The following is an 11448-nucleotide window of genomic DNA, read 5'->3' as shown; positions in this document are numbered from 1 at the left end:
TCCCCGCAGTCCTCGGTGAGAGGAAAGGGGGAATTTACGGAAGTGGGTACACACTTCCTATGCTTGCTACTCAAGTCATTTCTTCTTTGGCAGTTCCACACGGTAGTTGACGTATTTCCCGCCTGTATCAGCTAAAACCACGTTTCCGTCATACGTTTTTCCCGTTTTCGGGGAATAAAGCCCCTTGACACTGGCTTTGCCGGATTTTAAGAGTGCGGCGGCGATTTTCGGGGTAAAGGCAGTTTTGCGTTCCTCAAAAAAACGGTCATTCTTCCACATGGTAAAAGTACAGTCCCGGTCAGAGCAATAATAGTTTCTCTTGCTCTCATGGACGGGAGAACCGCAGCGCGGGCATTTTCCAATGACGGGCTTTTCTTCCTTGAAAAGTTCCTTGTCTTTCTCGGAAAGGAATGGATAGGCTTTCACAAGCTCCTGTGCCATTGCTTCAATGCCCTGCATGAAGTCCTCCGGGTTGGCGTTTCTCTTTGCAATCAGCGTCAGCGTGTTTTCCCATTCCGCAGTCAGTTTCGGGGAAGTCAGATTGTCCGGCAGGACGCAAACAAGGTTGATACCATTTTTTGTAGGGAAAAGCTGCTTGCCTTTGCGCTCCACAAAGCCGGATTTCACCAGTTTTTCAATGACAGCGGCGCGGGTGGCAGGCGTGCCTAAGCCTTTACGTTCCGCGTCGGCGTTTGTGTCCTCGCTCCCGGCGTGTTCCATAGCCGACAAAAGGCTTGCTTCCGTGTGGGGCTTCGGTGGCTGTGTGTCGTGGGCTGTTACCTTTGCGGAGAAGCCGGAAAACGTCTGTCCCTCGGTAAAGTCCGGCACATCAGATACAAAATCACTGTCCCCGTCGTCTGCGTCCGGCTTGCCTTTCAGCGTCAGACGGTAGCGGCGTTCAAGGTCTTTCCACCCGGCACAGAGTACCGATTTTCCTTTTGCCGTAAAGGAATTATCCGCGCAGGAAAATACCGCCGTGACTGCTTCATAACTGTGTGGCTCGGCGGCAGCAAACAGCAGACGCGCCCCGGCAAGGGTTAAAATATTCCATTCGCTTTCGGGCAATGCTGCAAGGTCGGTTTTCGCAAGCTCCAGCGTAGGAATGATTGCGTGGTGGTCGGACACCTTTTTACTGTCAAGGGTGCGGGACACGTCCGGGGTAAAAGATACGTCCTGCATAAACGGCAGCTTTCCGCAGAGCAGCGCAGCAATGTTCGCTGCTGTACCGCCCATGTCGTCGGTCAGAAATGTGCTGTCAGTTCGCGGATAGGTCAGCAGTCGCTTTTCATAAAGGGCTTGCGCCAAATCAAGGGTCTGTTTCGCGGTATAGCCGTAAATACGGTTTGCTTCGCGCTGCAAACTGGTGAGGTCAAAGAGCTTCGGCGGGGCTGCGGTTTTCTTTTCTCTGGAAACGGAAACGCATACTGCCTGTGCTGCTTCACAAGCGATTTTCAGTTCGTCCGCTGCGGCAGCGTCGGAGAGCTTTTCGCTTACCGCTTCTGTGCCGGATAAGGTAAGCCGCACATGGTAGTATTTTTCTATCTTGAATGTAGAGATAGCCGCGTCCCGGTCGGCAAGCATTTTCAAGGTTGGGGTCTGGACACGCCCCACGTTCAAGGTGCGGTTATACAGGCAGGAAAACAGGCGTGTTGCATTGATACCGATAATCCAGTCTGCCTTTGCGCGGCAGAGTGCAGACGCAAAGAGCGCGTCATAATCCCGCCCGTCTTTGAGGTTATCAAAGCCGCTGCGGATAGCTGCGTCCTCCATTGAGGAAATCCACAGGCGGCGCATGGGCTTTTTGCACCCGGCAACTTCATAGACAAAACGGAAAATCAGTTCTCCCTCGCGTCCCGCGTCGCAGGCGTTTACGACTTCCGAAACGTCGGCGCGGTGCATAAGCTCTTTTAGGATTTTGAATTGCTTTCCTTTGTCTGCGGCTACGGTGTACTGCCAGTTTTGGGGCAGAATAGGTAAGCTGTCATAGCTCCATTTTCGGTACTGTTCCCCATAGGCGGCAGCTTCCGCAAGCTGTACCAAATGCCCGACACACCATGAAATGAGGTAGCCGCCACCCTCGATATATCCGTCCTTTTTCTCTTTTACGCCAAGCGCGGCGGCGATACTCTGTGCCACGCTCGGCTTTTCTGCAATGACTAACTTCATACAGGTCTCCTCTATAAATATCGTAAAAATAAAAATATGTGGAAAAGTAAAGAAAATTCAATGCTTTTGAGCATACGTGTAATAAATAATAATAAAAATATATTGACTTTTTAGATGTAAGGAGTATACTTAAAACAAAAAAAGGGAGGTAATTGCTATGAGTAGAACACCTAAAAACGTCAATAACGATGATGCAAGAGAAATTGCCACATTCTTATTGAATAAAGGCATTCCTCAAACCCAAATTGCAATGGTAGTTAAAAAATCTCAATCATGGGTAGCTGGAATTAAACGGGAATATGATATTGCTTCTTCTGCAAGAGAAGAAGGGCGTCAGGAAGTACGAAATGCCATTATTGATAATGTTGAAAATAAAGCTGCTCGTGAAATTTCTCGTAGAATGTTGCATTCTAATAACGCATCATTGCTTCCAGACAATACTGATTGATACACTAGTCAGATAATCCGCCATTCGTAACGAGTGGCGGATTATTTTTTCTCCCGTAACTGTTTCAGACAGTAGCCCACACAAGGGGCTTGCCCCCGATAGGGACAGGACGCACAAGCCGGAGAAACAGGAACGGGCGGCGTAGGTTCACGCCGCCCGGTAGGTCGTTGTATCATCATTTTTTCAAAAGGGCTGTCAGTAAAAAAGGTCATACTTCTTCATCCTCCGTTTCCCCGCCGCCTGTGTCGTCGTCGGTTTCTTCCGGCTCGTCCTCGTCGTAATCTTCAAAATCGAACTCGTCAAGGTCTGTGCTGCCTTTCACATTCTGTTTCGGTTTCCAAATCTTAAAGTAGTAGAACGCACCGCCCCCGCCAAGAGCTGCCACCACAAGGAAGATAACCAGACCGCCCATGTTGTTGTTTGGCTTTTCCTGCGGTTCTTCGGGCTGTTCCGGCTCGGTCGGTTTTTCTACGCCCGTACACGCACTCATTGTTACAGAGCATACTGGGCAAGTGGTATTGATTGCGCCTGCCACGCATTTATCCGTACAGGTGCAGACTGCCGGGGCGGTAGTTTCTTCCTCCCCGATAATCGCCATGAGGTCGGCTTCGTCCACTTGATTTAAGAAATGGACGGTATTTTCGCCCTCGGCTGCATGGTCAATGACAATGTAGAAATAGTTGCCGCCTTTGCTTTGCACAACAATAAACTGTTTATCCCCGGACGCTTCGCCGGAAATATCATCAACAAGGCTCATATTGCCCTCCGGGGTAAGGGGCTGCGGCTCGGTTTCCACGATAACGCCGCTGTCGTCGGTGGGAATATCATTGCCCTGTGCATACGCGGTCACGGAAACGCCGCCCATACAGATAAGGACAAAAAGTAACGTAAGAAAGCTGCGGAAAAATGGTTTATTCTTCATGGTCGGTGTCCTCCTGTCTGGTGAGTGCTTCGGGTACAGTTTTTATACCGGGAATACCGCCGCCGGAAAGCAGGTCGGTAAGGGCGGCAGGGGTAAGGCGCATGGAGCGCACAAGCTGTACGATTTGCAGGTTTTCAAGTTCCGTTTTCTGTGCAAGCAGCTCTTTCAAGTGCGCCTGCTGTTCGGAAATTTTCTCGCGGGTCTTTTCGATTTCCGCATTGATACGGTCAATTTTATTTGTTGCCATACGGTCAATACTCCTTTCAAATGTTAGTTCCAGTTCATCAGTCCGTAGCCTTTGATACAGGCATAATCAAGGGGATAGCTCTTTATCTTGCAAGCGTCGCCGGAATTGCCCTCTACGGTATAGACGCGGTTTCCGTCTGTGCCAATGACAAGCCCTACATGGTCTGCGCTTCCGTCTAAGTCCCAGTCAAAAAAGATAGCGTCACCGGGAGCGATATTTTCATAGCCCCGCGCACCCCATTGTCCGTGAGAGGTAAACCACGGAACGCCCTGCGACTGGCAGGCGGCAAAGCGCGGTTCGGATAACCCCGCCTGTCCATAGCACCAAGAAACAAAGCAGGCGCACCATGCAACACGGCTGTCAAATCCGTACCAGCTCCAATACGGCGCACCGCCTACATTTCCGACTTGCCCCTTTGCAAGCTCTACAAGCTGCGGATTGCCGGGGCGCGTCCCGTTTACAAACTGAACGCCGCTTAAATCCTCGGACGCGGACGTATCCGCAGAGCCGCCGCCAAACAACAGGGGCTTATTGCCGCTTGTTTCCAAGTACACCCGGAACATTTGAAGCTGCTCGGCAGTTAAAACCTCCGGGGCAATCGTAGTAATATCCCGGTTGGTAAGGGACACATAGAGAATGTAATACTCATAAGGGACTTCCTCGGTGGTTGTTTCCCCGGTTTCCGGGTCGGTGCTTGTTTCGGTGCGATAGCGTATCTCCACTTCCTCGGTCAACGTCAAGGTGTATTGCATATCAAAGATACGTTCTAATTCAGCCTGTGCGCTCTGCGGGGTATAGCTCTGCAAAAGTGCGGTCAGATAAGAAGCTAAAGCGTGGGGATTATGCCCGATATTATCAAGGTCATAGCGGTATTCATCATAGCCGGGATAATCACGCTCGATATTGTCAATCCGCTGTTGCAGCTCATTTTCCATAGCGGCATAGTTATTTTCAACTGCCACAAGGTCGCTGTCCTCGGACGTGTAGGACGTTCCAAGTACGCCGTTCATCAGCCCGGAAAACAGAGAGGAACAGGACGACACCCCGGCTGCTGTCATAATGAACAGAAGCAGCGCAGCTATGAGCAGCACAACACCTTTCCAGTGCCTTGTCACAAATTCAGCGGTTTTCCTCGTTGCCTTTTGGGTATGGTCGGCTGCGGTCTTTGCCGATTTCACGCCGCCAGTCCGTACCGCCTTTGCGTACTGCTTTTTGATTTGCTGTTTCTGCCAGTACCGGGAAAGTGGGTTTGACGCGGCAAGCTGCGGGTTCTCCTGCAAGAGCTTTTGATACTGAAATTCCACGTTTGCATTGAACGCGGCTTTTTCTGCTTTTGCCGCTACCCGGTAGGGTTTCAGTTTATGCCTGTGGTAGCCCTCCCGGATTTTCCTTGCCCCATACTTTGCGCCGCGCTCGGTGAGTTCCTCGGTATTATGTGCGCCCTCCACGCCGGAATTGTCTTTCTCCACTTCATGTATTTTGTTATGGACGAATATCCCCGCTTCCTGCGCCGGACGGGACAACGGGTTTTTATGGTGCTTGCCGTTTGGCATGGGCTTTTCCCGTTCTTCAAAGTGCAGGCGGGTCTTGCCTTTGCCTGTGGCTTCCTCAAAGACACGCTCTTTGACAATCACTTTTTCCTTTGGGAGAGCTGCCCGCGCTGCGTCCAAGTTGTCAGCCGCTTTCTGGGATTTTCGGATATATGCTTCAAGCTCCGGGTTTGATAATTCTTCGGCGGTAAATTGCAGCCGGAACGTTTTCACATTGCCTGCGGCTTCCTCCTGCGCCCGTCGTACTGCGTTTTTGGACGCTTGCCGGGTCTGCGCTGCGCCGATATGCTCCATGACGCGCTCTGTTTTTCTGGTATCGTTTTTTGGAAAAGTACCGGGAGAGGTAAGCTGTGCCGCCGTGTCCTGCGCTGCCTGTTCCGTCTGTTTGGAAAAATCCGTTTCCTGTTCCCGGCGGCTGATACGCTCGGCGGTTTCTTTGGTTTCATTTACCTCAATAAGTCCGTCACGGCTCATTTTCTGCATGATTTTATCACGGGGCTTCAATGGTTCTTTCATGCGGTATCACCTCCATTCCTTTCCAGAGGACGCATTATGCGCCCTCGACTTCCTCCGGCTTTGTTGTCATTACACGGTAAAGCTCGGTATCTTTCGGGAAGCGGTCAACAAACGGCAGCACCACATTCCCATAGAAAATCAGTCCCTCGCCCGCTTCGGAGTGGGTAACATATTTCATCTGCTGCGGGGAAATGTTGAGCTGCTTTGCAAGGATAGCCCGGTCGCCCGCCGCTTGATTGAGCATGAGGACAAAATCAGAGTTTTCAAAAATGTTCTCCACCTCGCGGGACGCAAGCAAATCCTTGACATTCTGCGTGATTGCTGTCGGTATGCCGCCCCATTTACGGAAACGCTTCCAAATCTCCACGGAATAGGCTGCGGTCTGTTCTTCTTTTAAGAGCAAATGAAATTCGTCCATGTAGTAACGGGTGGATTTCTTTTCTGCCCGGTTGACAGTCACTCGGTTCCACACCTGGTCTTGCACAATCAGCATACCTAACTTTTTGAGCTGTTTCCCAAGCTGCTTAATATCAAAGCAGACAAGGCGGTTTTCAAGCTCCACGTTGGTACGGTGGTTAAAGACATTCAAAGAGCCGGAAACATAAAGCTCCAATGCTGCCGCGATACGGGCGGCTTCGGGTTCGGGCTGCTTCAAAAGCTCGTCGTACAAATCGCCCAAGACAGGCATTTTCTCCGGGTCTGGGTCGGCAAGGAACGGTCGGTAAACATTCCTTACGGCGCGGTCAATGACGGTCTTTTCCACGGGCTGCAAGCCCTCCTTGCCGCCGATAACAAGCTCACACAGGGAGAGGATAAAGTCGGACTTTAAGGCAAGCGGGCTGTCGTCCTCGGAGTAGTTGAGGTTTATATCCATAGGGTTCACATACTGGGGCTTTCCGTCAATGCCCCTGCCCGTCGGGGACAGTCGGATAACTTGACCGTTCAAACGCTGCACAAGGGAAAAATACTCGGCTTCCGGGTCGCAGATAATAATATCGTCGTCGGTAATGAGAAAGGCATTTGCCATTTCCCGTTTTGCAGCAAAGGATTTACCGCTGCCCGGTGTTCCCAAGATAAGCCCGTTTGGATTTTTAAGCTGCTTGCGGTCGCAGAGTATCATGTTGTTAGAAAGTGCGTTCAGTCCGTAGTACAGGGCTGCGCCTGTCTGAAAAAGCTCCTGCGTGATGAACGGGATAAAAATAGCGGTGCTTGATGTGGTAAGCCCCCGCTGAATGGGGATAAGATTTTCCCCAAGTGGGACGCTTGCCATAAAGCCCGCTTCCTGCATATAGTCCAGACGGGTAAGGGCGCAGTTGTTTTTCTGTGCAATGCCCGCCGTGGCGAAAATGTCATTGTCAAGTTTTCGCTTCGTATCTGCCATGTTCACCACAAGAAACGTCAGCAGAAACATTCGCTCATTGCGGCTCTGTAAATCCTGCAAGAGATTTTTCGCTTCGTTACCGAATGTGGCAAGGTCAGACGGGATAATATCCATGTCATAGCCGCTGCGTACCGCTTTCTTTTGTTCCTCGATTTTCATTTTGTCAAGGTCGGTGATTTTGCGCTTAATGGTCTTGATAGCTTCGCTCTGGTCGATACTGCGGATATGCAGATTGACGATAACGCCGTTTTCCAAGTCCAAAATCTCCGATAAGATACGGTCGTTGAGTTCCGGCGCAAGGATTTCAAGGAATGATACCGCACCGATTTTCTTTCCCATACGGAATGTGCGCCCCTCACCGAAACGGAAAGAGGACGGGGCGATAAAGTCCTTTGTGGTAAGCCCGGACGGGATAAGCCAGTCCCAAGAGAAACGGAACGGTTCACCCTCCGGGTGGAAAATGCCATGCAGCATTTCCAAGCGGTCATAGCCTGTCATGGGGTGTGCCGACACGCCCAAGACCTTAAAATTATTGAGTATATCGGTTTCGATACGGGCAAGGCGGGATTTCGCCGCGTTCATGCTGTCCGCTTCAATGGAAAAGGTAATGTATTTATGCTTCACCAGTCCGTTGTTGCCCTTTGCAAGCTGATTTTTCAGCATATCCGCGTATTCGCTGCGGATAGAGTTAAACGCGTCGTCCTGCGCCGGGATATGGATAGCACTTTCGGCTTCGCTGCCGCGCCCGCCTTGATTGATGAATGAAAGCTGCACCTGTACGCTTGCGTCAAAGTAGTTGAGGAAGTCGCACCAGTTTTCAAAAATGGCGGTCTTATCGTCTGCCTGTGCAAGCTGATAGTTAATATCTTCAAAGGCTACGGTCTTGCTGTACCGCTTCCCGGAAACATAGCAGATACCGTCCGGGAACATCTGCATATAGGGAATGGTCTGCTGGGCGGTATGGGGCTTCCCGTCGCCCTTTGCGGTCTGTATCACTTCCGCAATCTGTTTCTTTTCGGCGCGGGTCAGCTTCCGTTTAACCCCGGCTGCGGGGCTTTTTGGCTGCGCCTTTTTTGGAATTGCCTTTTGCAATCGCTGATACCTCCTTTTCTAATTTTGCCTGCCGTTCCAGAACGGCGTAGAAATTCTGTGTCTGATAAGGGCGTTCCTTTGGTCGGGTGAACTTTGTATTGATGATGTTTTTCATCACCACTTCAAGGGGCTGTCCATGTTTTTCATACATGGCAAAGAGGAAACACGGGAGCATAACCACAATCATTGCCATAGCAGCAAGGCTTGTCCCTGCACTGTTTTTCAGCAGGAAGAACAGCGGCAAGCCAAGAGCCAACGCCGCCGCAAAGAAAATAAGCTGCCGTTTGGTAAGGTTGAACGCAACCTTTGTTTTTACTTTTGTTAAGTCTTTGGGTACGGGTACATACGCCAAGAAAAACCCTCCTTTCATCAGTGGGCGTGAAAGATTGACTTTGCAAGTGCGCCGGTCTTAAACAGGGAAAAGCACAGGATAACGGTATAGGCGGCGATTGAAAAAATCGCGCTGTGCAGGTTATCCGCAACAGTCAGCGTGTTCACAAGAACCGCATAAATGCCGACGCAAATCATAATGAGGAAGCCTTGAAAGCCAAGTGCGAACAGGGATTTTAGGTAGTTGCTGCCTATCTGTCCCCATTCCCGGTTTGTCATAGTTGCAAATGGGATAGGCGATACCGAACAGTAAAGGTAAATCTCAATCATTCTGCCGTAGAGGATAACAGTTATCAGAACGGACATGATTTTCATGCACAAGCTCACAAGGCTTGTTTCCATGACAAGCAACAGAAGTTCGGGGATTTCCATATCGTTAAGCCCGTCCTGCATGGACGACAGGGCGGCGGTCACATCAATATTGGTGTTGCCGCCGATTACCCCTGCCGCGCCGGAAACGACGCGCTGCGCCACGTCGAATACTGCCATAGTAATATCAAAGGTGTGGGTAACAAGATAGACTGCTACCCACGCTTTGAAAAACCACTTGAAGAACATGAATGTATCAACGTCGTGCATATTGTTCTTTTCCGTTACCATGCTGATTAGCTCCACGCACAGGACATAGGTAATGACAAGCCCCGCAAGGGGGATAATCACATTTTCCGATAGCGTCTGTATCATGGAAAATATGCTTGCGTTCCAACCTTGCGGGGTCTGTCCCACTTCTGCGGCGATAGTGCCGACTTTCTCGTTTACGTCCCCGAACATAGTTGACAGATTACCGTTAATGGCTCCGATAAGGATTTCCTTTATCCATTCGTTAATCGCGTCAAGTATGCTCTGCATAAGCCTTTACCCGCACTTCTTAACCGAACAAGCCGGAAAGCAGCGGTACAAGGGTCGCACCGATAAGGGCAACGCCGCCGCCCGCCATGAGCTGCTTCATGCCCTGCGATTTTGCGCCCGGATTGTCGTTGCCGTAGCCCTCAAGCAGATTGATAACGCCCCAGATACCAAGACCTGCGCCAAGCGCGATAACCAAAGTCTGTAAAACGTCGATTGCAGAATTGAAAAATGCCATAAATTGTCCTCACTTTCTGCCGCGTTGCGGCTGTAAAAATATGAATTGTCTGATTTTGGGTATGAAAAAAGCCGCCTGTGTCTGATAAGCGGCTGTCCCCGCGTTGCGTCCTTGCTGCTTCGCGGCGGTATTCAGTTGTCATTGTCTGCGGCTTCCTGCCATGCCTGTCCAATGAGTAGGGGCGCGTACCATGTAGCCTGTGTGGACTGTTTTATGTTTGATAGACCTACCTCCTTATGAGTTCCGACGGTTTTTCTCATACAGGGCTTCACAAGCCTTGATGAATTTTTCTAATTCCAAACGCCGCTGTAATTCTTCCCGTCGGTTTGTAAGTACCTGTTGATTGATAATCAGCGTGAACCGCCGTTTCTTTTCCTCCCGGTCATTCATGGGCGGTGTCCTCGGTCAAATCGGCTGCGTCCAGTTCGTAGTAGTCGAATACTTCGTCCGGCTTCACGATAGCAGGGCGGCGTTTGATATGCTTTTCCATGTCAAAAGCGTTTTTCGGGTCAGCGTCAGAAAGGTATCTGTAATTGGGGTGTTTCGTTATATCGAATTTGTCCGAAAAGAACGGGCGCACACCGCGTAGCTGCAAGATACATTTCCCACCGTCCATAACGGCGATTTCGTCCTGTGTCATCAGCTCTTTTCCTAATTTCTGATAGTTCAGCCCGTAGGATTTCTGATTGCTGCGGGTTTCGGACGTATTGAAGCTGTCGATGGTTTCCTTTCCCAAAAGCTCCGACATTTCCTTTAGCGTGGTTTTCTCCTTGCCGCCCAAGAACAGGGTCGTATCGCAGTTGCCGACTATGGTATCGGCGTTATCCTTGTAAATTGCCTTTAGCTGTGACTGCGACTGCAAAATAATAGAAGCCGATATTTCACGGCTTCGTATGGTGGCAATGAGCTTTTCAAATTTTGGTATCTGCCCGATATTTGCAAACTCGTCAAGCAGGCAGCGCACATGAACGGGAAGCCTGCCACCGTACACATCATCAGCCTTATCACACAAGAGGTTGAAAAGCTGCGTGTAGAGGATGGACACAACAAAGTTGAACGTATCGTCCGTATCAGAAATGATAACGAACAGTGCCGTTTTGCGGTCGCCTATGGTGTCAAGCTCCATTTCGTCGGTTTCCATTAGTTCGCGCAGTTCCCGTATGTCAAACGGGGCAAGCCGCGCACCGCAGGAAATAAGGATAGAGCTTCGGGTCTTTCCTGCGGACAGCAGGAATTTCTTATACTGGCGTACTGCAAAATGCTCCGGGTCTTTTTCCTCCAAGCGTTCAAACATGAGGTCAACCGGGCTTTGAAATTCCGGGTCGTCCTCGCGGGCTTCTGACGCATTTATCATTTCAAGCAGTGTCGTGAAATTCTTTTCGGCTTCCGGGGCTTCATACCAGATATAGCCGATAAGGGCACAGTAAAAAAGCCGTTCCGACTTCACCCAGAAATCCTCCCCGGATTTTTCCCCGTCGCCTTTGGTGTTGGCGATAATGGTATTTACCAGTTTCAAAATATCCTTTTCGCTGCGGAGATAGGCAAAGGATAGTGATAGGTAACCCTTTGAAATTATCTCCGGTTTTTCCCCCACTTCACACCGGACATGCGACTTTCACCGCATCCGGCGTTCCATCAAGCATAGTTTCAGC

Annotated in this window: 10 protein-coding genes and 1 pseudogene; 1 reads left to right on the top strand and 10 read right to left on the bottom strand. The window is 50.3% G+C overall.

Annotated elements, in window-relative coordinates:
- Window positions 1-75: 75 nt before the first annotated feature.
- Complete coding sequence (locus ACR0QT_RS06820) at window positions 76-2166, bottom strand: DNA topoisomerase 3 (RefSeq protein WP_432630078.1); 2091 nt, start codon at window positions 2164-2166, stop codon at window positions 76-78.
- 157 nt (window positions 2167-2323) lie between these two features.
- Here ACR0QT_RS06820 and ACR0QT_RS06815 point away from each other — a divergent pair, with 157 nt between their 5' ends.
- Window positions 2324-2614 carry a hypothetical protein gene (locus ACR0QT_RS06815; protein WP_432630077.1) on the top strand — a complete coding sequence of 97 codons (291 nt, stop codon included), beginning with the start codon at window positions 2324-2326 and terminating at the stop codon, window positions 2612-2614.
- 208 nt (window positions 2615-2822) lie between these two features.
- Here the strand turns inward: ACR0QT_RS06815 and ACR0QT_RS06810 are convergent, their stop codons facing one another.
- The 9 genes and pseudogenes from ACR0QT_RS06810 to ACR0QT_RS06770 form a co-directional block, all read right to left on the bottom strand.
- Window positions 2823-3536 (bottom strand): DUF4366 domain-containing protein, encoded by a 714-nt coding sequence (locus ACR0QT_RS06810; RefSeq protein ID WP_432630076.1) that lies wholly within the window; start codon window positions 3534-3536, stop codon window positions 2823-2825.
- Entirely contained in the window at window positions 3526-3783 is a 258-nt protein-coding gene (locus ACR0QT_RS06805; protein ID WP_432630075.1) for a DUF4315 family protein, read from the bottom strand. The genes ACR0QT_RS06810 and ACR0QT_RS06805 overlap by 11 nt, the downstream gene beginning before the upstream one ends.
- A gap of 23 nt (window positions 3784-3806) precedes the next feature.
- Window positions 3807-5807, bottom strand: coding sequence for a CD1108 family mobile element protein (locus tag ACR0QT_RS06800; RefSeq protein WP_432630149.1), 2001 nt, complete (start codon window positions 5805-5807; stop codon window positions 3807-3809).
- Between the two features lie 76 nt (window positions 5808-5883).
- Window positions 5884-8322: a VirB4-like conjugal transfer ATPase, CD1110 family gene (locus ACR0QT_RS06795; RefSeq protein WP_432630074.1), complete on the bottom strand. Its 2439-nt coding sequence runs from the start codon at window positions 8320-8322 to the stop codon at window positions 5884-5886.
- The gene (locus ACR0QT_RS06790; protein WP_432630073.1) at window positions 8267-8674 is read right to left on the bottom strand and encodes a PrgI family protein; all 408 of its coding nucleotides are present in this window, start codon (window positions 8672-8674) and stop codon (window positions 8267-8269) included. The genes ACR0QT_RS06795 and ACR0QT_RS06790 overlap by 56 nt, the downstream gene beginning before the upstream one ends.
- Before the next feature lie 17 nt (window positions 8675-8691).
- Window positions 8692-9561, bottom strand: coding sequence for a VirB6/TrbL-like conjugal transfer protein, CD1112 family (locus ACR0QT_RS06785; RefSeq protein ID WP_432630072.1), 870 nt, complete (start codon window positions 9559-9561; stop codon window positions 8692-8694).
- Between the two features lie 19 nt (window positions 9562-9580).
- On the bottom strand, window positions 9581-9796 hold the full coding sequence (locus ACR0QT_RS06780) for a Maff2 family mobile element protein (RefSeq protein ID WP_432630071.1): 216 nt from the start codon (window positions 9794-9796) through the stop codon (window positions 9581-9583).
- Between the two features lie 234 nt (window positions 9797-10030).
- Window positions 10031-10186, bottom strand: a complete 156-nt coding sequence (locus tag ACR0QT_RS06775; protein WP_432630070.1) for a hypothetical protein — start codon at window positions 10184-10186, stop codon at window positions 10031-10033.
- Window positions 10179-11342 (bottom strand): annotated as a pseudogene (locus ACR0QT_RS06770) (VirD4-like conjugal transfer protein, CD1115 family); the annotation flags it as partial. The pseudogene ACR0QT_RS06770 and the gene ACR0QT_RS06775, both read right to left, overlap by 8 nt.
- Window positions 11343-11448 lie beyond the last annotated feature (106 nt).

The organism is Brotaphodocola sp. (assembly GCF_050873365.1).
Classification (GTDB): Bacteria; Bacillota; Clostridia; order Lachnospirales; family Lachnospiraceae; genus Brotaphodocola.
This window is presented reverse-complemented; position numbering and strand designations above follow the sequence as displayed.

Excerpts from the sequence above, each read along its gene's own strand:
- ACR0QT_RS06820 (WP_432630078.1), bottom strand. The coding sequence starts at position 2,166 with ATGAAGTTAGTCATTGCAGAAAAGCCGAGCGTGGCACAGAGTATCGCC.
- ACR0QT_RS06815 (WP_432630077.1), top strand. The coding sequence starts at position 2,324 with ATGAGTAGAACACCTAAAAACGTCAATAACGATGATGCAAGAGAAATT.
- ACR0QT_RS06810 (WP_432630076.1), bottom strand. The coding sequence starts at position 3,536 with ATGAAGAATAAACCATTTTTCCGCAGCTTTCTTACGTTACTTTTTGTC.
- ACR0QT_RS06805 (WP_432630075.1), bottom strand. The coding sequence starts at position 3,783 with ATGGCAACAAATAAAATTGACCGTATCAATGCGGAAATCGAAAAGACC.
- ACR0QT_RS06800 (WP_432630149.1), bottom strand. The coding sequence starts at position 5,807 with ATGAGCCGTGACGGACTTATTGAGGTAAATGAAACCAAAGAAACCGCC.
- ACR0QT_RS06785 (WP_432630072.1), bottom strand. The coding sequence starts at position 9,561 with ATGCAGAGCATACTTGACGCGATTAACGAATGGATAAAGGAAATCCTT.
- ACR0QT_RS06780 (WP_432630071.1), bottom strand. The coding sequence starts at position 9,796 with ATGGCATTTTTCAATTCTGCAATCGACGTTTTACAGACTTTGGTTATC.
- ACR0QT_RS06775 (WP_432630070.1), bottom strand. The coding sequence starts at position 10,186 with ATGAATGACCGGGAGGAAAAGAAACGGCGGTTCACGCTGATTATCAAT.